This is a genomic window from Aliinostoc maniaoense, from assembly GCF_058172895.1.
Window position 1 is genome coordinate 23,584 of the sequence record NZ_CP187953.1, and the last position, 19,914, is coordinate 43,497.

A 19,914-nucleotide genomic window follows, 5' to 3' on the forward strand; every position below is an offset into this window, starting at 1 on the left:
CATGCCTAAACCACTACCAACCCAAACCCTTAAACCTAACCAGACTAAAAAAGTTAATACAGAATCATCAACAGACGGTATTCTACTAGGTGATAAAGTCTGGTGGAATCCTGCCAAGCTTCGCAACGGTCATGTTGTTATTCTCGGAACTTCTGGAAGTGGTAAAACTCAGACACTTAAAGCACTTGCTCACGAATTACCGTTATTGTTTCCTGAAATTAAAATAGTGATTTCCGATTTTCATGGAGATTTGGAATTACCTGGAGAAGTTTGTTACTCTCTTAATGCTGAATCACCACATGGGCTAAATCCATTAGTCCTTGATTTAGATCCAAAAGGTGGTGGCCCGGATTTACAAGCGATCGCTGTCTCATCTATCCTGAGAAAGTCTTTAAAGATGGGAGACAACCAAGAAGGCTTAGTCTTAAATGCTTTTATAACCTGTTATGAAAATAAAGGCATTTTTCAAAAAAATCAATCAACCTGGACGCTAGAACCACCTACCTTTGCTGACTTAGAAAGTGAACTGCAAAGTCGGGTAGAAGATGGTTGTAAGGATTCAGGTAAGTTACTTTTAAAACTAGCCGCTACTTTCAAATACGGAATTTTTAGTAAGCCTCAGCCATCAATGAATTTCCCTGTTGTCAGATTTGATTTATCTGCATTATCTAAAGTACCAGGGTTGAGTGCGATCGCAGCAGAAACCCTCTTAAAACAGCTTTTCGACAGTCACAAGTTGATGGGCGAAATTGATGGTAGAGTTCCACGCTGTTATGCTCTACTAGATGAAGTAAAAGAAATTAAATCATCCCATACACTTGAGAAAATCACCAGTGAGGCGCGAAAATTTGGATTAGGAATAATCGTTGCTAGTCAAATGGATTCAGATATTTCTAATACTGTTCTTGCCAATTCCTCAACTAAGATGGTTCTCGGAGTAGATCAAGTAGAAGTTACTAAGGTTGCACGAAGATTTAGATTTGCAGTCAACTTAATCGCTAATCTACAACCGTTAGAGGCTTTAATCAGAATGGATAACGATGGATTTCATACTAAGATAAAGCCTTTTTATGAAAGAGTTTAAATAATAGATAAATTTATTTTTTGTGGTGTCTGCCAATTTATATTTCGGAATTATATAAATAAATCAAAAACAAGCCCTTCCAATAAATGAAAGGACTATTGTATAATTTATTGCTAATCTCTAAGAAGTTCAGCGTAATTAAACTATTTATATAGTTCGGTTTATTTGCATCTACTTACTTATGAGATTTTTTATATCTCTTTTGATTTAAACAAGTTGATTTTGCGTTTGGAGTATAGACCGTAGCCTACAACTATCAGACTACCAAATATAGTGGCGGGTTCGGGAACAGGCTGTGATTCATGCTTTCCTTCAAGGACATAAACAAACGTATCTAATTCCTCATTCTCACTTGAGTCTCTTGTAATTGTTAGGCGATTAGTATAGTATACATCTCTATGAGTTGGTTGGTGTTCCACTTGATTTGGCGTAGTGAGTGGATCGAAGACAATTGTATTATTCTTCCATCTAGAATCTGTTAGTGATGTCTCTAAATTAAAGGAAGGAAATAAAACTCGGAATTGGTTGCCTGTATCTCGGTCACTATCATGTTCATCACCTCTAGGTTTAACATTGTGGTAGATAGTTCCATTTAATGCAAAAGTGCTTTCATCTTCAAAAAATCCATTTGCGTAATCGAAAGTAAAACTATAATTCCAAAGTTTGTCATTTGCAATCTGAAATCTATAATCTTTTTCGGGATTGAAATTAGCATTAGTTTCAACAGTAAGCATGAAGTCAAAATCACTTTCCATGTAAGTAACATTTACGGGTGATTGAGGATGGCTGGCTGCTGTAATATTAACAGGAACATTTATTACGTTTATATTAAGATCCAAGTTAATTCCTATCAGACTGACAGCATCAGCATTTCTTGGAAAAAACACAAAAGAAACTACAGAAAAATAAATGAAAATACTTTTGAATTTATTAGTTTTTATCATAAATTATTTTTTACCCACTAAATAACACAATTTGCATTCTTAATTTAAAACACAAAGGCATATAAAAACATTAATTTTAATTAATATTTTTATATAAAAATTGCGAGGCTCTTTAGTCTTGAGTTCATTGTGCTTTGAACGAAAAAATGAGGTGCGATTCGTTCAAGGCACATTCATTTTAGGGAACAAAATAATAGAAAAACCTAATTGTAGATTGTATTAATTGTTGTGATTGGATTTTAAGTTTTTTAGACTTTCTATAAAACTGCGATTTTAATACTTCACCATAAAACCAACACAAGAACTAGTTTTGATACTAAAGACTTGAGCTACATAGACTAAGTTTTCGGTTAGCTGTGGGAATTATAGGAGAAAAGACTAAAATCAAACCTTTCTATGAAAGAATTTAGCAATAATTTATATATCTATATATGTGTCGGGCTGATTGCATTAATTTTCTTGGCAAGAAGTACCCCAGAAAATCAGCCTGTAATTGCTGCTAAAAGTGAGGTGACAAATACAAAAAATCCCTCTCTCCGAGACGCTACGCGAACTGAGGAGGATGAGGGATTAGAGTATGATTCTGCAAACTCACTATTACAACAAAATCGTCCTCTAAGAATGAGTATAACTGTGGATAATCCCTCATTCTTAAAGGTTCGAGTTGGTCAAGAAATCAAGCAAGGTGATGTAATATCAGATAATTCCACAGAGCGCGATCGCCTATCCAAACAGAAAAAATCTGTCACACTCCAAATTGATAATTTAAAATCTAAAGCTATTCCCGAACCTTTTAAACCTACAAAGCCATTAGGATTAAAGCAATTACCACCAGCCATTTTCTCAGAGGAAAAGGCAGCGATCGCTCAGTCGAAGTTGAGGTTAAATCAAGCGATCGCACTCCTGGAGACGCGGACAATTATTCTGAAATCTGACAACCCAGAACGACGGGCAGAGGCGGAGAAGGCAGAGGCAGGGTTACAGATTGCTAACCAAAAAGTGCAGGAGCAAGAGCAATTAATTCTGGCTATGAGAGATATGAGGCTGGAAGATACAATCTTGCACCATGAGGAAGCTAAGTTAAAACAGTTGCGCTCAGAAATGGATCAGGCTAATTCAACACTCGACCAAGCCAAAGCCAAACTCAACACATCGGCAATACTCCAGCAGCAAGAATTGCAGCAGCTTCAAATAAATGTGAGACTGGCGCAATCTGATTTAGAGGTAGCCCAATCACGCCTCATTGCTGCTCAAAACCGCCGTCAACTTACAGAATATGATGCCAACTTGAACGAAGCGAGACAGCAGCAACAAGAGAATCAAACTCAACAGGAATACTCAAGGCAACAGCAGCAGTACGCTCAGGCTATAAGAGACAGGGATTACCAGTTAGCACAACTTAATATTTCACTGACCACCATCGAGGATAAACTCGCACAAATCCCGATGGTGAGAAGCCCCAGGCATGGCTACATTAGGCGAATTAAGCCTTGGGTGGGACGTGATGGAAAATATACCACGACTATTACTATTAGCCCTACTCCTATTTCCCTTAAAAATAGGGGAAGTACAAGCACAGTCACCCCCACCAGTACCAATCAAAGTAGCACCACCAACAAAAACCCCGCCAACTCCAGAAGATGAACCCCAGGAGGAGAAAGAGCCACAGGAGGAAATTGCACCGGAAGACGCGCCACAGGTGGATCAAGATGCTGACGCGCAGATTCCTAAGCCTGAGCAAAACCCATTTAACAAACCCAGCATCGATGCAATTATTCAGAGAGAATTTAACGAAGATATGTGGCGGCTGCTGCGCGGTGGTCTTCCCTGCTTGGAAACTTCGGCGGTATGTTTGCAGCAATTGCAGGATAGAGCTATTACACAATCGCCTTTACTCAAAGAAATCGATGCCCGAATTAACGAGGCCAACGAGCGCATCAATGAAGCTAAGGCCAGAAACAAGAAATCAATTCAATTAGCCATCCTTACCCCAGCACTGCAATATTTATTGGGGCCAACTCCCACAGCAGGAGAACCACAAAAGGGAAATGGACTAGTTGACAACATCGCCGCCATTTTTCGTGGTGACACTGGGATAATAAATGGCTTATTAAATATCATTGGAGTTCCGCTATTTCAAGGCACACAGGGCGGAAATGCTGACGCGCAAAGGAATGCGATCGCAATTGGTGATTTACAGATTAAGGTGGCAGAATTGCAGCGAAACAGAGCGCAGTTAGCTGATACAATTCGTTCCAAGGTTACAGAGTTATTAGTTGAGTTTGATGAATCACGTACTGATTACCAAACCTCTCAGGTGGTAGCGAGTAGGGCAATTGATCAGTTTAAAGTATTTGAAATCCGTTACAGACGAGGAAATTCAGACACAGAAACTTATCTAACAAGACAAAACTCTTTAGATAACACTAAAGCCCAAACATATAGAGCTTGGGCGAAGATGAGACGGTCATTATTTAAACTTAAACTCCTGGTTCTCACCATCAAGGATGCTGAGATTTAAAATGGTGTCCCCCTGCAATTACTTCTAGCTTCCCATCTTTCCAAGCTTGGTAAATGGGGGCTTTGTTCAGTTTGGTATTGTCACTGCGGTAAATATCATAATGAAATCGCCAATCATGAGGCTTTCTGTTGCGCCAAACATTTGGTAACTCTTGCCCCTGATGTTGTACTTTCAATGTAGCGTTCTTAGAGGAAAAATATTGAGCAGTCCTATTATTAAATTTCAATTTAGAATTTAACAACACTGACCGCTTAAAGTTCTCCCAACTTAGATGACTTTCAGCCTCGCCTACTTCCAAAGCAAAGCCGCTCATCCTTCTAGAATCGGTAGCAGTGGCAGTTAAAATCTGGTCATCTGGATAGTTTGCTGCATCCTTAGTTACACCAAATTCTAAATTGATGGGTGCTACGCTCAACCATGTTTTCTCAAGTCTGACAAACATTTTTCCTCTAAGAAACTCTACTTGTGCAGACTTGGGTAAGAAAAACTGGAACGGTGCAGCCTTATCATTCAGCCAAATTGTTAGATTCTGATACTGACCTACAGCATTGTTACCTGATGAGGATGTAGGGATAAAGTAGTCAACGCCCCGACGTGGATTGTAGGACATCAATTTAAATCCGTTCCAATCCCCGCCGCTACCCTGTGCTAGCGTCCCCAGTTGGAAGCTGTGGCCAAAATACAGAGTTTCATAAAACTGTGGTTTGTCACTTCCCCCTGGTTTCCAATTCTCATAAGTCGGTTTTGAGTTCAACAGTTCCAGAGGTTTAGTAAACTGTTTTCTCGCTAGTGCTACAGATGCGGCGGGTGGTCTGTAACTACTAGTAATCAAATGAACTAAATCAGGATTTTGACTAACATCCTTAACTGGTGAGTCTCCAAAATATAACCCTAACGTCTGGGCTGCACCAGAACACCACGCACAATTACCATTACCATAATCACGCTTATTAGCTCCCCCAAATCCACCGCGCCAATATTTTAAAGCACCGGTGATAAAGAACCAATCAAGGGCAGCTTTAGCCGTCGCATTCACTTCCTCATCCTTAGCAAAATCATACAAATTAATATAACTGGTGATTGTGTGACCAAGGTAAACGGGACTATCCCATTCACCTTGACCAATCATATAGAGCGATCGCACCCTATGCCCTATTCTCTCTTTATAGATTTGCCGCGTACGCTCGTTTCCAGTTTCCTCAGCCATTAAGTAAGCTGATGTTTCACGCATAGCCCGAAGGTTGTCAGTATTCCTGCAATCAATCCAACTGGTACAGTTATCCTGTGAATTTTCCCAAAATTTTCTAGGTTCTGAGAAATGTTTAGTTAGCGGGTCAACTTTGGTGAAAAGTTGCATTGCGTCCCTCATCCTTAATCTGTAGCTAGGGCTGAGGAATTGACCAAAACCAAAGTATTTTCTAATCTGACCTTTTAGAGTAAATCCTGAATAAAAGTCTATTCCTAATGTGTGCTGATTCTTAGAGGAATGTGCATCATCGGATTGAAGGAAAGTGATCGCAGTTTCCCCATTTCCTCTAAGAAAATCAATCATGGCTTTGGGATATGAATTTTTCTCATACTCATACGCCGTACTTCCATACTTACCAGATTCAAAATTTTCTAAATATTCGCGCTTTCGCTGCTGAAACTCTCTCTCTAATTCGGGAGACCACTGAGCCAAGGCTGAGGATTGACCAAGTATTAATAGAAATATTATTAACATTTTTTTCATAATTAAAGAAAGATAAACTCCACCAGAATATATGAGTAAATTGGGCGCATTCGTACCATGTAAATGTATAGGTGAGATAAGCGATCGCAACTGCTGTCATACCTGCCATTGATGATTTATATACGAGATACAAAGTAAAGCCTATTAAAATCAAATAAACTGCTGTACCTATTATTCCCACTGACACAGCAGAATCTAATACTAAATTATGAGCTTTACTTGTGGGGGTAGGCTGAGTTTTCATCTTCCCATCTGGTTGATAGGGAAATGCTATTTCAAAGCCATCAAAGCCCCATCCTAGCAAGGGACGCTGATTAATTCTTCTAGTTGATATTTCCCAAAGCATGATTCTATCTGAAGTGATTTGCTTCATGATTGGGAGATTATTAATATTTCTATTTGTGGATAGAATGCTAATGATTAAGATGGAAGCGATCGCACCCACAGCAATCACTTTATAGTGCTTCCTTCCTAATAGATATGCAGTAGCAATAATCAAAGCCAGTAAACCTGCTCTAGTCTGGGTAAAGATTAAAGCAGGTAAGACAACAGCCACATACAGCAAAAACTGATTAATCTTAATCCATCTTTTTTGATATGCCACCAACGCCATTACACCAGCCGCCGCCAGGGTAAAGGCAGCATGGCCTCTATGGGAATAAAGCCCGATTGGTTGATGTCCTTGAAAAATGGTGCTTTTAAGAATGTTATCTCTGATTAACTGACCAGATGTAGCTGTATAGTCAATCTGCCAATTAAACATCTGGGGAAAGATGCTCAATGCTAAAATTCCACTACCAATTAATAAGCCTTGAATCTGCGCTTTTACCACCTCTGGCTTAAGCTTCACCACCAGGGCATTACTCAGGGTGAAGATAGCAATTAATCCATAATATAAAAGCCCACTTTTCATAGTGGATTGTCCGAGTAGCGATCGCAGGGGGAGAGGGCTGTAAATTGTGGTGATTAGCCCAATTGATAGAAATATTCCCCACAAAAAAGTGGCTATTTTCCAGAGTTTAGAAATTTTTAATAATTTCCATTCCTGAGAAACTATTAATAAGTTAAGTATGGTAATTAACTGTAGGGCTAAAATTTTGGGCTGAGTCCAAATCATTCCTCTATCTATACCCAAGGGATTGATGAGGATGACACTAAAGCAGAAAAGTATGCTGATTAATTTATTCATATATTCATAAAAGACTGAGGCTAAAAATACTCAACCTCAATCTTTTATAGTTGATTAATTTAGCCAAAAATTATTAAGTTCCACTGCCACCAGACCAAGAAGCTGGTACGTATCCTACTCCACTGGTACAACGAGGTGCATTACCCGCATCTGGAAGAGTGGAAAGTGTTTTCTCTAAACCATTTACTGAAAAAGTGGCAGGAATGCTAAATGATGAAGTATTGCGTAATGTACCGTAACCACAAGCATTAATTCTTACATTTTTATTTGTGTCTCTAGGTACGTTTAACAATACTGCTGAGCCTGGAGTCTGGTTAACAATCACCACATCACCAGCAGGGGTTTTGAAGTTTTGGCTTCTGGCTTCTACAAAGCTGCCATTAGTACAGCTTGGTAAAAGTTGAGTAGGTAGGGAAGCTAATGTAACTGTAGTGCCTGCTACTTGAATAGTTGGAGTCATCCCCACGCTGGAAGCACTTAATCTGATTTCCCCACACGCGCCAGCGACGCGTGAGCTAAAGCGGTCTACATAGCCAAGGGCTACGGATGCAGTTCCGTTGGCAGTGCCGGAAATATAAACCGTTGTTTGCCCATTGCTAGTTACTTTATATACAGTCTCACCATTGTAAGGAATTGCCGAGGCTGGAGCTATAGAACTAGCGATGCCTAACGGCAAAGCTGACGCTAACGCACCTACACCTAAAACTAAAGCGAAAATACTTTTTACTCTTTTCATAACACTCAATATTGACAATCGATTACGCTGCACACATCTTAGAAAAAGCCTTATCGATTTGATAATTGTTGAAATTAAGTAGGAAATTATTATGAAATTTGTATTACATTACAAAACAAAAATTTATATTGTAATTTTATTAAGTGCAATTACTGCTATTTCTGGATGCGGCAGACTGTATGCCAATAATCCCACCGTACCAATAGCAGAAAGTTGGGAAGTTATTAAGGTGTCGGATGGTGATACTATCACTGTCCGCCGTACAGGACAAGAGAGAAAAATTCGCCTGTGCGGAATTGATGCACCTGAAAAAGCCCAGCCTTTAGGTAAAGAATCAAAGGCGAATTTAGAGAGATTATCGAAGGAAGTAGGGGGGCAAGTATCGATTGTACCAGTGGAGAGCGATCGCTATGGTCGCCTTGTCGCTGAAGTATTTTCTTCACCTCCAAATAACAACGAAATTGAAAAATTTTGGAATGAGGAACAACTATCATCTGGCAATGCTTTTTTATATAAACAATATGTGGGGAAATGCCCCAATAAAATAGCTTTGGAGAATGGGGAAGCGATCGCTAAATCTAAAAAGCTTGGTGTATGGTCAGGGAATTATCAAAAGCCTTGGGATTATAGAAGAGAGCAGCGCAGTAGATAAAACCCACTGTGCCGAGTTATGGCTTTTGAGTGGGCTGAACAGCCATCACAAATTTAAAATTTTGGAGTCTGCACCCACTAGAACACCGATTCAGTAATAGTGAGGAATTTCAAGAAGAACTGAGCAAGTTGTATGCAGATTCTCCAAAAGGGTATCCACCAGTACCACCAGCACAGTTGGCGTTAGCAACTATCTTGCAAGCGTATCGTGTCGCACCCAAAACGGGAAAATTGTACGTTAAGGAATATGTCATTATCGATAAACCGTTATTCAACCTAGCTTATAGCCTCCGTCCCCTGAAATTTTTCGATTATGGATCTAAATCAGGCTCCAAAACTAACTTGCCCCTAAACAATGGACTGATTGTAGCGGTTAGAGTATTATATATACGGTTTTAAGTCGCCTTTATTATTAACTAGTGTTGTTGTGAATGATACATTTTATGCTGAAAACAACTGTAAGCTCAATTTTAGCGGTTGGAGCTATATCTATAACCTTTCAACCGTCAGTGATTGCTTTTTCAACCACTGATGATGGAACTCGTAAAGTAACTGGTTCTGTTGAAATTCCCTTCATATCTTACTCAGGTTTTACCTCTGGTGTAGAGTTGCAGTTAAACGGAAGCTTAATAGAAACTGGTGAGATTATCTATTCTAATAACCCAGAAAAAATTAGTTCTATGTTAATTGATTTTAACATGAGAGAAGTTATAATCACTGAACATAACCTGGTGAATTTTTCCTTTTTAACTACTCTTGGACTTAAGCCACTTCCTATGACTATTGTCCAAAGGTCTAAGCTTCCTTCTTTCAATTTGATTGAACCTAGTACGGAAAATAATAATGATATTTTAACAGCAAATAATATAGGTTTTATAGGTCAACCGAGTGTGGATAAAAGTCTGACATTGGGAAATTTTGTCGGTCAATTGTTGGTTTCTTCTTCTTCAGATTCTCTAGTTTTAGATTTACTGGAAGATTTAGTTTTTTCTGGATACGGAGAAGTCCAAGAAGGTTCTTTTGCTGGTTTTTACTATGCTAACGAAAAAAGGATTAAAAGAGTAAAAGTTGGTCCTGTAGAAGTTGAGTGGGAACACATACCTGAACCTACCTCCGTATTATCCCTCTTAGCCCTCAGCACACTCGGCGCAGCTTCAACCCTTCAGCGCAAACTAAAAAACTCCAAATCCACTGCAAAAGAGCTAGAAAAAGTTTCCTAAAAACCATCAATAAAACTCACAAATCCTTCATTGTGTCTAGTGAAGGGTTCACACAGTCAACCTTTTTCTGCTGTAAAGTCTCTACAGTAAGACCACAGGAGTGAAATTTTCTTAGAGGATAAATTAGCTAGGATGAAAGAAAGCTTATCGAACATCTCACGATAAAATTGCTCGTTCGTCGGCGGTGGTTTCGTCGAAGCTCCTCACCACCCCCTCCTCACTCACGCCAACCCATCCCATCCCTGCACCATCCGCCCCATTGCGCGTTTTTGAGTAAGCATTGAAATACTTGCAAGCAGACTCAAAAACGCGCTTTAAAAACCCTGGTTAGTTATTAGCCAGGGTTAACTGTTGTTTACTGCGACACTCCTTTCATTGACTATCAAAATTTGGTCGCGTAGTTTTTCATAGATTCGATTACAGCGTCGTACTTGCTCGTAGGTATATCAGCAGTGCGTTCAAGTTGAAATCCTGCCAGCACAGATTTCACATCTGATTCTGATAGGTGTAACTCATTCCTTGCGATCGCCCACAGCCTTTTTACCTGCCCTTCAGATATGGTCTGTACACCCGATACACCAGCCATATCATGCAAAATTGAGCCGGGCTTTTCTTTAGGCTTTTGAGTAAGGCCAGCTTCCTGTCTAATTTCTTTACCTATCTTTCGCTTAACCTCTTCCCAATTTTGACTATCAACTACGGTAATATCCAGTAAACAAAGGGTGTTATACCTTCTACCGTAACTAATCTGTACACCAAGCTCCTTGGCATCATTAAAATCGCCAGGGAGGGGAAAAACAGAATCAATCTGTTCGCCGCTTTCATGTCTGAGGCTCGAAACTAAGCAATATCTAGTTTCTATTAACATCATCTGATGAGCGATCGCTAGCCCAAAGCCTGACAATACAGGTGTAATTTTAGGTGTAATTTCTTCAAGTTCAGCGTATGTAAAATTAATCTCTCTACCAGATTTAGTAGGAATTTTTACATTTCTGTTGGCCAAAATAGCGGGTATTTCGGCTTTAGCTTTGGCCAAGGCTGCATTGAGTTGTGGTGTTTGCGTTGTCATATTCTTAGAGGAAAATTTTATAGGTGCATTGGCGTTAGCCTTGCCGTTAGGCATCGCGGATTAACTACGAATCCATCAATCTACGTGCTGTATTTAGGCGTTGGCCAATAGCGTCTAACTTGGCCTTAATTTCTGAGTCAGTTTCAGCCGTTGCGTTTTCTAGCTGTCCCATATATTGAAGAAGCTGCTGCAACTGGGCTGCTGCTTCCTGAGAGTGAGTCCAAATTTGGGCATAGCACCAAGCTGGATCAGGTATTGGGTAATCAGCGTTAATTAATTGGTTTAGTTCCTCGTTACTCATAAAGTCACCTGTTTGCTATGATTAAATGGCCATCTTGGCGAATCGGGGAAAATATCTTTGGTCGGATACCTGCCCCGATTAATACCCTCTCTTATGGCTGTGGGCTGGCGGCCAGTTTAATGTTTACCAGTCTGCAAACTCTGTGTCTCGTTCTGGCTCAGGTTCAAATTGCCATGCTTGCTCTTTCATAGCCGCTTCCTTGCGTTCGAGCCAGCAGTATTCATACTGGCGCAAAGTTTCACAGCCAAGATACTTCCACACTGCAAATATATGCTTATCTGGGATTTGTCCCTGTGCAGTTGAGTGAAGCATCAGGTATTTGCTAGCAACTGCATCCTGGTTAAAAGCTTTTTCTAATCCCGAATAGGCGTGACAAGTACAAGTTACTTCGTATCTGCACAGTTTAAGCTCGTAAAATTCGCCTGTGTTGCCACGAGCAATTAAATCATCCCAGTTATCGCCCGGCTGCAATTTGTAGGGGTCAGCTTTCACCCAAGAACGACTGATTAAAACTTCTACAAAATCAGCTTTAGAAACAAAGCGTGATAAGCCTCTGATTTTTTTTACTGTAGTGTGAGGAGCAGGGGTTTTATATTCCTTAACAATTTTATTTGGTATGTGAATATAAACACAATTCTTATATACATCAATAGTGGCATAATCAATCCCAGCTTTAATTTCCTCTGCCGACCATCCCCATTTTTGTAATAATGATTTAGTATTTTCTAGGCTGTAAATATGGCGTAATGCGTAGTCCTCGCTATTATCTTCATGTAGCAAGGATTTATGAAAATTAGAATAGTTGTAATTAGGTCTGATATGGGCTTTGGCAGAGAAACGTGTCATTTGGTCGGATACCTTTTTCTAAGGTTTATATAATTCATTATAGCGTGTAGACAAGCTATAATAAAGAAATTTACGCAAATTTCATAAATTCTTAGAGGAAAAGAAAAGCGATATCTACAGCAGCAAGAGTGGCGATCGCCTGGAATGTGCGATCGCTGTGCAAAACTATTCAATTTCTTCTACTGCACTTTCTAAATTTTGAACAGCAAAGTCTAGATATTCAATAAATGATTGATTTACATTTTCGTCATCTTCATCATTGATTATCTGCTGAATTTCAGAAATTAAATCGTTCAGTTTTTCGACAAGGGTTTGTTGTTGCTGCTTTTTCTTTTTCATGGTAGTAAATCAAAAATTGATAATTGGATGTATTCTTGGTTGATGTAGCTGTGAATAGTAGCTCCTTCAACCTCGTAGCAAGTTGAAGTTAGTTTTTTGTGGCCAATGATTAAATCAGTTCTTTTGCGTTGCCCTGGCAGTGGTCGAAATTTGTATTGTGGGTGTGAAATGTAGTTAATGTTGTCTTCTCTGTAGAGGAATCTGTAAAAAGTTCCTCTAATCTCGTAAATCTTGCGTGTGCTGAGTAGCGTTGAGTCGTAAATTCTCATTGGATAGGAATTTGAAGCGAACGCAGATATTAACTAGCCGTGATACTCACGAAAAACATAAACGCCATGAGGTGAAGCTTTTACAGAATCATAGCCTTGGATAAATAACTCACGCGCTACAGAATCCCAATCAATATGCTGCGACCAAAACAGAAATTTCTTCTCAAACTCTGACCAGTTATACATATTTTCAATTTCGTCAGATTTTAAAACAAAATCTCTCTCTGACTCCCAGTGTCCACAGTAATAACTACTAAATTCTTCAGCTAACTTTTCAATATCTGGATCATGAATTGGGTCTTTTGCATAATTGAGCCAAGCTGACATCGCGTCGGGGTCGTCGGCATCATCTAGTACCTGGGCTAATTTGCTGATATATTCCAAGCTTTCATATTCACGCAATGAGAAATCAGCAAAGTTTTCATAATCATGTATCGCGTATTCCTCGCACGGTTCATCATCCGCAACTGGCGACCATGAAAGCATCCATTTAATATCATCTTCTATGTCTTCTGGGTCTTGGGTTGCGTCAATCCAAAGCCCGTGTAAATGCCCGTTATTGTATGCAGATAAGCAAGCCACATAAATTTTAGGGGTGTTTTCATCGCTGCATTCTCTCTCATCTCTGGGAAATGGTAGACGACATTTTAAACTGCTAACAATGGGAAAGCTGAAACTAGGAAAATTGACACCTGCTAATTTAACAGCCAATTCTAAAGCTTGATAATCAATTGTCTTAGTTTCGGGAATTAAAATTTTACCTACCTGCTGCACGTTATAAAGTTGTTCAGCCACAGATAGGGCTTCTGATTCAGAATTAAAAACTAATTGCATGGTGGTCAGATACCTTTTAAAATCAAGCGAGGAAATGAAGGGAAAGAGCGATCGCTTTAGAGCTAGTACCAAATACTAAGTAATTGCCATCCTGGTAATTCTTTGGCAATAATTTGCCTGAGTTGGTAATCGTTTACTGTTGCTTGTTGAAACTCAAATTCAACGATTTTTAGCTTGCCTTCTGTATCGATGAAATCAGCCTGAAATTTCAGCATAGATACATTTGCAAAATTCTTAGAGGATAAAAGGAGAGCGATCGCTTGAGTTAGGCGATCGCAGAGATTAATTAGAAAGGTGCAATATTAAATGATTTGAAAAGTGTTTGAACTGTATCAGTAGCCATTAAACAAAATTGGCTTTTATCATCCGATACCCAAATCAATCGTAATTGGCCATCTTCTAAGCAAGCCCCGGTTATTTGCCCCCATGTCTGCGTGTGTGGGTTGTAGATCGAAACTGCTGTAATATTGCTATCTGCTGTAATCATTGGTCGAATACCTTGTGTTGTGCCATAAGTTCATTATAGCTTGTCTACACGCTATAATGAACTAGCTCAAAGCAATCTTTACAGAAATTTTAATTTGTAGACACGCTATAATGTGGCGGCAACGTAAGAGTAATAACAATGGCAGGAACTTTAAGCAGTGGCAGACCGGGAGGAAACCCAGAACTAGAAAAGCATCAGTTTAAGCCCAAAGGTGATGAGCCTTTGACCGAAAAAATCACTGTGAGGCTGACACCATCAACTATGGAGTTTTTAAAAACTTTGGGGAAAGATTACCCTGAATTTGTGCGTGAGGCGATCGCTGAAAAGATAGAACGGTATGAGGCCACCCAAGCTAAAACAGTTGCAACTGAACCGGCGACGGTTGGCCAACAACCTGAGAACAACCAAACCAGCCTTTTAAGCCAGGAAGCGGGAACAGACCCCAGCCAGCCGGAACAGGCAGCGACCCCAAAAACACGACGCAAGGCAGACCAGACCCAAGGGCAAAAGCAAGAGAAGCCCAAGACCCAGAACCGCGGCCGGAAAAACAGCGCGACTGAGAACTAGAGGGAACGAGGCCAGTAGGGCAGCAGGAAGCTGGGAACGACACCCACAACCCGCCGCCACTAGCAACAGCGCGAACGCAGGCAACAGAACGGGCAGCGAAAGCACCACGACCAACACCCCACACACCAGAAGAAACGGCGAACACCTCAGCAGATGGAAACGCCAGCCGAAAGAACTCGTCAACGCCACGCGCACACCCAACCACAACACGAGAACCAGCCGGAACAGCCGCCGCCGCCGCAGACAAGGGAGCAGGGGAAGAACCCCAGCGACGAGAACCAGAGAAACCAAAGCAGGTGTAGCGCGAGAAAATAGCTGAAAGCATGGTGAAAAGCTTGCAATAATCATTATTATAGCACGTAGACACGCTATAATAACTATAATTTAAGCCTGTCTTGCCCCGGCGCAGCCGGGGCGAGTGCTACTTGTCTTACACGAAAAATCGGCCACCAGTGGCACACCGACAGAAGCAACAGCCGCCGAGATACCTTTACCTCTCCTTTCTCTTTCTCTGCATTTCTTCCTCCCGCAAAAAAAGCAGCCCAAGATTTTTTCCATCACCGGAGCGGCTTGGCCTCACGAGTGGATTTCTCCTCCTCATTCAGAGGACGAGCGCAGGTGATATACTGAAAAATCGCTGCTTTTTTTGCACCGTTTTTTGGCTGCTGTTTCCGAGTCTTCCGCATCAAATGAGTATGCTTTGTGACAGCAGACAAAAAACATAACAACTACGAAGTAACATTATCCTCTGTGGAGTGACCAGAGTGTAGTGGAGGGATGCAGGGGCGGCGGGGTCTATCAACGAAGTGCAGGATTTTTCGGATTCAAGCCCCTGCCCCCGCAACGGAACGCCGGGAACGGAACGTTTTTAACTATGCAACTAAGCTGAAATATTTGTCAGAGCTTATCTAAAATTTTCCTCTAAGAAATTTATCTATGGAGCTTATCGAGCAGTTTTTCTCATAGATAAGCGATCGCTCTTACCCCAAAAAAAGGGAGCAAAAGCCCCCAACGAACTAGCTGTAAACTAACTCAACCCTAGACCCACGACTAGCCCAACCCAACCTGACCTGACCAACTGGCACAACGACAGGAACACGCACAGCAAAACGAGCAGGCCCCGCAGAAACACAACGCACCTTGACCGAGTAACCGACCACCTCAGCCCACCGCACAGCAAACTCACGCGGCAACGACTCAAACCACACCTCAGCCACGAAACCAGTAAAAGAACTGTCAGACTCCCGCCAGAAACAATCAACTGCACCAAAATCACCAGCCAAACCAGAAACCAACTCAAATGGAACTGAACGCATAGACCGAACCTCACAAGCGAAAAGACCAACCAGGAAACACCCCGGCTATTTTCTTCAAGCGGAGTGGGTCAAGGGTGGCGGATCGGGGTCTGGGGTGTCCCCAGATATAAATACGTAGTAACAGCTTTCCGCCACTTGCTCTCGCCCTTGACGCACGTAGCCATCCTGAGAAAGCCGGGGTAGCCCTGCGGCGATTGAGCGTTCCCCCAAAGGGGGCGGAGGGGGGAATCGACCGTAAGGGAGTCAATGATAGAAACGGCTTTGCAACAACTTTCTTTAAAAGCGTAGCTTTATGTTCTAAAATGTAGGCTTTAATATTTATTTATCGAGCGTACGCTGCATTCACTATACTATTTAGTAATAGTGTCCGACCCAAAAGTATGCCAAACTATCATCCTAAAACTGAGCATCTAACCAAGCAGAAAGCAGCTTGGCAGCATTTACCCACAAAAGCTGTACGAGTTCCTGAGATATTCTTAGAGGATATTGAGCGATACGCGCGATCGCTGGATGGACAAACTAGCCCATTTGAATCAATCATTTCTGTATTGGATAAGTTGAGTAAAGATGAATTAGCGCAAATAAAGCTGGCTATAGAATGTTTATCTGGCAATGATATTGATGAGACAACTGTACAAACTACATTACCTAATGTTTCGGAAAGTAGGGATACTTTACCTAGCTCAAATACCGCACTGTCCGCACCATCTTTACCCAATCTAGAATTTTCAAATAGTCAAATTGCAGAGTATAAAGCAAAGTTTGGTTTTATTCCTTCAAGATTTCAATTAGGAATAATTGATTGGGTTATCAACCAAAAGGGTAACGGCTGTTGCAACGCTGTAGCAGGTTCTGGTAAAAGTAGCACACTGAGAATAGTTGCAAAATCCCTATGGGAAGCTGGATTAAGACCTAATGAAATCAAGATTTGTGTTTTTGGGAAGGATAATTCCACAGATTTAATTAAAAAATTTGGCCTACTTTGGAAAAGTTCAATTAGTACATTACACAGTGCTGCCTTCACTCTCATCAGAAAAGAGCTTGGAGTTAAGCGCAATGAAGACATAACAGTTTCTAAATATAAATATGAGAAGATTGCCCAAAGCTTAGAATTAATTCCTAACCGAAGACGTAACATTCCTATAGGTAGGTTGCAGAGTGAAAAAATCATCAGTGACAGTGACGATTTTCTAAAACTAATTGATTTGGTGAGATTGAACAATCAAGAACCCACAGCAGAGATTATTAGAGCGATCGCAAATCATCATGAAATTGACAGCGTACAACAACCGCAGTTAGTAGCCCGATGGATTGCTTATTGCCTCAAAATTGGTGAGGAGATGGCAATTCAACAGAAGAAGCTGGATTACACTGATCAAATCTGGCTTGCTGTTAAGTGGCGACTGCATGAGCAGCCCTGGTTTAAACCGTACAAGTTTGCTTTGGTTGACGAGTGCCAGGACTTGAACCCGTTGCAACTAACATTTGTGCTGATGCTAATAGGTGATACTGGCAGAATACTTGCTGTTGGAGATCCAAGGCAAGCTATCATGGGATTCGCCGGGGCGGATAACCAAAGCTACAACAACATTGTCAGGCTTACTAGAGCTACAGAATTACCGTTATCAATTTGCTATCGTTGTCCGAAATCCCACATTGCCCTAGTTAAGAAAATCTTCCCCAATATTCCCATTGAGCCAGCACCAGATGCGATTGAGGGGATAATCCATCAAATTGAAGCAGTAGAAATTGAGAAATTTATAAAAAATGGTGATGTAATCATTGGCCGGAAAAATGCCCCATTAGTTAGCTTGTGTATTAAATTAATTGGTCAGGGGATAAAGGCTACTGTTAAAGGTCGTGATGTAGGGGACTTAATTAAAAAAGAAATTGACCTAATAGCAAAGATGCCTGGGTATAGCTTTGAGTTTTTTAACGATGCTGTTGCACAGTACCAGGACATCAAATTGCAACGCTATCGTGACCTAGATAATGAGGAAGAACTTAAACAAAAATTGTTGGACAAGTTAGAAGCGATTTTAGCTATTTATCAATCTCAAACACAAGCTAAAAATGTTGATGATTTAAAAGTTTGTATTGATAGAATATTTAGTGATACAAACTCGCCTATTACTTTATCTAACATCCACAAATATAAAGGAGGTGAGGCAGAGAGAATATTTATTTACAAGCCAAAGGATTTACCTATGACTTGGAGAAATCAGCAAGATTGGCAACTAGAGCAAGAGGAAAATTTACTTTATGTAGCACTAACTCGCAGTAAATCTGAGTTATTTATAGTAGGTGAGCCAGATTGGTATACACCGCCAAAGACAGAAAAAAAAGAAAATCAGCCTACTGTAACTGCTGATTCTAATAATGATGATTTTTAATTAGTAGTGTGGCGATCGCTTGTATGGTGCTATCGCCTAATTTCCTCTAAGAAATTTCATCATCTAGCCATTCTTCTTCTACCTCAGCGAAAACCTGAGCAAATTCTGCATCAAAATTTTCGTAATCTAGTAACCCATCATCATCAAAACAAAGCTCATCTCTACATTCTTTACACAAAACCTCATTCATCTCTGTGTAACGTAAATCATGAGATGAGCCGCAATGAAAACATCCGTAATTAAATTTATCTAACTTCCCCAAAATACTAATTGCACTGGTTTCGTCAGGTATGCCTAACTGCTCCATTGCCCATTTGATATCTAACATAGTAATTTGTTGATAAGTATAGTTTTTGATTATCCCGCAAAATTAACCAATAACTAACTTTCTATGTCTATGATAGCGATCGCTGGTGTCATCCTTGTGAGAGATGTGGTTATCAACACTATTCGCTTGTAGTTATTAGCACTATTTGCTTGATGAACTTTGTTAGGATAAGAGTGGGAGCTTCCAAAATTCTCAACGTAACGTTAGATAGGTTACTTTTATGGCTTGGAAAAAAAGTGATTCATATGCGAAAGTTGCGAAAGAAACTTTGGAGGCAGGGACTAAAGGCTTGGCACTAGGAGTTCCTCTTGCTCTGCTTGGGATAACTTCTGCACCAGCAGTTGCTTGCTTTGCTATGGCTTTATACCTTGGTGGAGTAATGATTGATGAGTGGAGTAATGATTAATTAAAATAATAGCTGTGCTTTTATCTATTTTGTGACCTAATTCGTGAATTATAACCTGGCCTAAAATTCACAAAATTACTGGATTTCAGTGTGACTTTATCCTTCAAATCACAATAGCAGTACAGCTTTTCTTGATGTTGCAAAAGTTAATATTTGGGCATTTATGGGCTATTTAATCCCGAATAATCCTAATAAATAAACCCCGTTGACAAACAACGAGGTCTACTTTTTTTAGTGCAATAAAGCTCTTGGTGCTGGTAACACCGGGAGTTTTCTTTTTAATATTAGCTCCATCATCAAGTGACAAATAATAATTTTTAGCGATCGCACTATCGGATCGCCTAATTTCCTCTAAGAATCGCAGACATACTTACTTTTTATCTCGCTGCTTATAGTATTCTGCTAAAGCTCCAAAAATCTTTTCTGCATCGAAACCAGAAGTGTTTTGTATATTAATGGACACATCTGAATTGAGACTTACAAACGATCCTGTTACAATAGTTAACCCTGATTCAGCCAACCCAAGCACTCGCAGCTTGGACTCTGGAGACAGCTTTTTCACCTCCTCTGCTATCAGGGCTTCCCTTTCGTCTTGGGATAATTCTTCGAGCATTCGCTTTACATCTTGTGCAGTCACAAAGTTTATTCCCTCTAGCATACAGCCATACCCTGATCATGATCG

Annotated in this window: 21 protein-coding genes; 8 read left to right on the forward strand and 13 right to left on the reverse strand. The window is 40.4% G+C overall.

What is annotated here, in order from left to right; genetic code table 11:
* Window position 1 precedes the first annotated feature (1 nt).
* A complete protein-coding gene (locus ACPZ3T_RS29620; protein ID WP_490277515.1) occupies window positions 2-1,084 on the forward strand; it encodes an ATP-binding protein in 1,083 nt (360 codons plus the stop codon).
* A gap of 191 nt (window positions 1,085-1,275) precedes the next feature.
* Here the strand turns inward: ACPZ3T_RS29620 and ACPZ3T_RS29625 are convergent, their stop codons facing one another.
* Window positions 1,276-2,028 (reverse strand): PEP-CTERM sorting domain-containing protein, encoded by a 753-nt coding sequence (locus ACPZ3T_RS29625; protein ID WP_490277516.1) that lies wholly within the window; start codon window positions 2,026-2,028, stop codon window positions 1,276-1,278.
* 396 nt (window positions 2,029-2,424) lie between these two features.
* On the opposite strand from ACPZ3T_RS29625, the gene ACPZ3T_RS29630 reads away from it, so the two are divergent.
* The gene (locus ACPZ3T_RS29630; RefSeq protein WP_490277517.1) at window positions 2,425-3,672 is read left to right on the forward strand and encodes an HlyD family secretion protein; all 1,248 of its coding nucleotides are present in this window, start codon (window positions 2,425-2,427) and stop codon (window positions 3,670-3,672) included.
* A complete protein-coding gene (locus ACPZ3T_RS29635; protein WP_490277538.1) occupies window positions 3,626-4,549 on the forward strand; it encodes a TolC family protein in 924 nt (307 codons plus the stop codon). The genes ACPZ3T_RS29630 and ACPZ3T_RS29635 overlap by 47 nt, the downstream gene beginning before the upstream one ends.
* Here the strand turns inward: ACPZ3T_RS29635 and ACPZ3T_RS29640 are convergent.
* From ACPZ3T_RS29640 to ACPZ3T_RS29650, 3 genes are all read right to left on the reverse strand, one after another.
* A complete protein-coding gene (locus ACPZ3T_RS29640) occupies window positions 4,530-5,780 on the reverse strand; it encodes a hypothetical protein (RefSeq protein WP_490277518.1) in 1,251 nt (416 codons plus the stop codon). The genes ACPZ3T_RS29635 and ACPZ3T_RS29640 overlap by 20 nt on opposite strands.
* 379 nt (window positions 5,781-6,159) lie before the next feature.
* Window positions 6,160-7,470, reverse strand: a complete 1,311-nt coding sequence (locus ACPZ3T_RS29645) for an O-antigen ligase family protein (protein ID WP_490277519.1) — start codon at window positions 7,468-7,470, stop codon at window positions 6,160-6,162.
* A gap of 73 nt (window positions 7,471-7,543) precedes the next feature.
* Complete coding sequence (locus tag ACPZ3T_RS29650) at window positions 7,544-8,206, reverse strand: hypothetical protein (RefSeq protein WP_490277520.1); 663 nt, start codon at window positions 8,204-8,206, stop codon at window positions 7,544-7,546.
* Between the two features lie 91 nt (window positions 8,207-8,297).
* Between ACPZ3T_RS29650 and ACPZ3T_RS29655 the strand changes: the two genes are divergently transcribed.
* Both ACPZ3T_RS29655 and ACPZ3T_RS29660 read left to right on the forward strand, forming a co-directional pair.
* The gene (locus ACPZ3T_RS29655) at window positions 8,298-8,858 is read left to right on the forward strand and encodes a thermonuclease family protein (RefSeq protein WP_490277521.1); all 561 of its coding nucleotides are present in this window, start codon (window positions 8,298-8,300) and stop codon (window positions 8,856-8,858) included.
* A gap of 442 nt (window positions 8,859-9,300) precedes the next feature.
* Window positions 9,301-10,077 (forward strand): hypothetical protein, encoded by a 777-nt coding sequence (locus ACPZ3T_RS29660; RefSeq protein ID WP_490277522.1) that lies wholly within the window; start codon window positions 9,301-9,303, stop codon window positions 10,075-10,077.
* Window positions 10,078-10,459: 382 nt separating this feature from the next.
* Here ACPZ3T_RS29660 and ACPZ3T_RS29665 read toward each other — a convergent pair whose 3' ends face one another.
* The 6 genes from ACPZ3T_RS29665 to ACPZ3T_RS29690 all read right to left on the reverse strand — a co-directional run bounded on the left by ACPZ3T_RS29665 (window position 10,460) and on the right by ACPZ3T_RS29690 (window position 13,950).
* Window positions 10,460-11,200 carry an ERF family protein gene (locus tag ACPZ3T_RS29665; protein ID WP_490277523.1) on the reverse strand — a complete coding sequence of 247 codons (741 nt, stop codon included), beginning with the start codon at window positions 11,198-11,200 and terminating at the stop codon, window positions 10,460-10,462.
* Between the two features lie 10 nt (window positions 11,201-11,210).
* A complete protein-coding gene (locus ACPZ3T_RS29670) occupies window positions 11,211-11,447 on the reverse strand; it encodes a hypothetical protein (protein ID WP_490277524.1) in 237 nt (78 codons plus the stop codon).
* A gap of 123 nt (window positions 11,448-11,570) precedes the next feature.
* Window positions 11,571-12,293: a hypothetical protein gene (locus ACPZ3T_RS29675; protein ID WP_490277525.1), complete on the reverse strand. Its 723-nt coding sequence runs from the start codon at window positions 12,291-12,293 to the stop codon at window positions 11,571-11,573.
* A gap of 165 nt (window positions 12,294-12,458) precedes the next feature.
* Complete coding sequence (locus tag ACPZ3T_RS29680) at window positions 12,459-12,632, reverse strand: hypothetical protein (RefSeq protein WP_490277526.1); 174 nt, start codon at window positions 12,630-12,632, stop codon at window positions 12,459-12,461.
* A gap of 302 nt (window positions 12,633-12,934) precedes the next feature.
* Entirely contained in the window at window positions 12,935-13,735 is an 801-nt protein-coding gene (locus ACPZ3T_RS29685) for an antirestriction protein ArdA (RefSeq protein ID WP_490277527.1), read from the reverse strand.
* A 62-nt stretch (window positions 13,736-13,797) separates the two neighbouring features.
* Window positions 13,798-13,950 (reverse strand): hypothetical protein, encoded by a 153-nt coding sequence (locus tag ACPZ3T_RS29690; protein ID WP_490277528.1) that lies wholly within the window; start codon window positions 13,948-13,950, stop codon window positions 13,798-13,800.
* 410 nt (window positions 13,951-14,360) lie between these two features.
* Here ACPZ3T_RS29690 and ACPZ3T_RS29695 point away from each other — a divergent pair, with 410 nt between their 5' ends.
* Window positions 14,361-14,789, forward strand: a complete 429-nt coding sequence (locus ACPZ3T_RS29695) for a hypothetical protein (protein WP_490277529.1) — start codon at window positions 14,361-14,363, stop codon at window positions 14,787-14,789.
* A 1,016-nt stretch (window positions 14,790-15,805) separates the two neighbouring features.
* Here ACPZ3T_RS29695 and ACPZ3T_RS29700 read toward each other — a convergent pair.
* Entirely contained in the window at window positions 15,806-16,105 is a 300-nt protein-coding gene (locus tag ACPZ3T_RS29700) for a hypothetical protein (protein ID WP_490277530.1), read from the reverse strand.
* A gap of 380 nt (window positions 16,106-16,485) precedes the next feature.
* Between ACPZ3T_RS29700 and ACPZ3T_RS29705 the strand changes: the two genes are divergently transcribed.
* On the forward strand, window positions 16,486-18,498 hold the full coding sequence (locus ACPZ3T_RS29705) for a UvrD-helicase domain-containing protein (protein ID WP_490277531.1): 2,013 nt from the start codon (window positions 16,486-16,488) through the stop codon (window positions 18,496-18,498).
* A 46-nt stretch (window positions 18,499-18,544) separates the two neighbouring features.
* On the opposite strand, the gene ACPZ3T_RS29710 is transcribed toward ACPZ3T_RS29705, so the two are convergent.
* Window positions 18,545-18,826 (reverse strand): hypothetical protein, encoded by a 282-nt coding sequence (locus ACPZ3T_RS29710; protein WP_490277532.1) that lies wholly within the window; start codon window positions 18,824-18,826, stop codon window positions 18,545-18,547.
* A gap of 220 nt (window positions 18,827-19,046) precedes the next feature.
* Here ACPZ3T_RS29710 and ACPZ3T_RS29715 point away from each other — a divergent pair, with 220 nt between their 5' ends.
* A complete protein-coding gene (locus ACPZ3T_RS29715; protein WP_490277533.1) occupies window positions 19,047-19,232 on the forward strand; it encodes a hypothetical protein in 186 nt (61 codons plus the stop codon).
* Between the two features lie 370 nt (window positions 19,233-19,602).
* Here the strand turns inward: ACPZ3T_RS29715 and ACPZ3T_RS29720 are convergent, their stop codons facing one another.
* Entirely contained in the window at window positions 19,603-19,869 is a 267-nt protein-coding gene (locus tag ACPZ3T_RS29720) for a hypothetical protein (protein WP_490277534.1), read from the reverse strand.
* Window positions 19,870-19,914 lie beyond the last annotated feature (45 nt).

Excerpts from the sequence above, each read along its gene's own strand:
- ACPZ3T_RS29625 (WP_490277516.1), bottom strand. The coding sequence starts at position 2,028 with ATGATAAAAACTAATAAATTCAAAAGTATTTTCATTTATTTTTCTGTA.
- ACPZ3T_RS29685 (WP_490277527.1), bottom strand. The coding sequence starts at position 13,735 with ATGCAATTAGTTTTTAATTCTGAATCAGAAGCCCTATCTGTGGCTGAA.
- ACPZ3T_RS29670 (WP_490277524.1), bottom strand. The coding sequence starts at position 11,447 with ATGAGTAACGAGGAACTAAACCAATTAATTAACGCTGATTACCCAATA.
- ACPZ3T_RS29700 (WP_490277530.1), bottom strand. The coding sequence starts at position 16,105 with ATGCGTTCAGTTCCATTTGAGTTGGTTTCTGGTTTGGCTGGTGATTTT.
- ACPZ3T_RS29680 (WP_490277526.1), bottom strand. The coding sequence starts at position 12,632 with ATGAAAAAGAAAAAGCAGCAACAACAAACCCTTGTCGAAAAACTGAAC.
- ACPZ3T_RS29650 (WP_490277520.1), bottom strand. The coding sequence starts at position 8,206 with ATGAAAAGAGTAAAAAGTATTTTCGCTTTAGTTTTAGGTGTAGGTGCG.
- ACPZ3T_RS29655 (WP_490277521.1), top strand. The coding sequence starts at position 8,298 with ATGAAATTTGTATTACATTACAAAACAAAAATTTATATTGTAATTTTA.
- ACPZ3T_RS29620 (WP_490277515.1), top strand. The coding sequence starts at position 2 with ATGCCTAAACCACTACCAACCCAAACCCTTAAACCTAACCAGACTAAA.
- ACPZ3T_RS29675 (WP_490277525.1), bottom strand. The coding sequence starts at position 12,293 with ATGACACGTTTCTCTGCCAAAGCCCATATCAGACCTAATTACAACTAT.
- ACPZ3T_RS29640 (WP_490277518.1), bottom strand. The coding sequence starts at position 5,780 with ATGCGTGAAACATCAGCTTACTTAATGGCTGAGGAAACTGGAAACGAG.
- ACPZ3T_RS29690 (WP_490277528.1), bottom strand. The coding sequence starts at position 13,950 with ATGCTGAAATTTCAGGCTGATTTCATCGATACAGAAGGCAAGCTAAAA.
- ACPZ3T_RS29715 (WP_490277533.1), top strand. The coding sequence starts at position 19,047 with ATGGCTTGGAAAAAAAGTGATTCATATGCGAAAGTTGCGAAAGAAACT.
- ACPZ3T_RS29630 (WP_490277517.1), top strand. The coding sequence starts at position 2,425 with ATGAAAGAATTTAGCAATAATTTATATATCTATATATGTGTCGGGCTG.
- ACPZ3T_RS29645 (WP_490277519.1), bottom strand. The coding sequence starts at position 7,470 with ATGAATAAATTAATCAGCATACTTTTCTGCTTTAGTGTCATCCTCATC.
- ACPZ3T_RS29695 (WP_490277529.1), top strand. The coding sequence starts at position 14,361 with ATGGCAGGAACTTTAAGCAGTGGCAGACCGGGAGGAAACCCAGAACTA.
- ACPZ3T_RS29710 (WP_490277532.1), bottom strand. The coding sequence starts at position 18,826 with ATGTTAGATATCAAATGGGCAATGGAGCAGTTAGGCATACCTGACGAA.
- ACPZ3T_RS29705 (WP_490277531.1), top strand. The coding sequence starts at position 16,486 with ATGCCAAACTATCATCCTAAAACTGAGCATCTAACCAAGCAGAAAGCA.
- ACPZ3T_RS29660 (WP_490277522.1), top strand. The coding sequence starts at position 9,301 with ATGCTGAAAACAACTGTAAGCTCAATTTTAGCGGTTGGAGCTATATCT.
- ACPZ3T_RS29665 (WP_490277523.1), bottom strand. The coding sequence starts at position 11,200 with ATGCCTAACGGCAAGGCTAACGCCAATGCACCTATAAAATTTTCCTCT.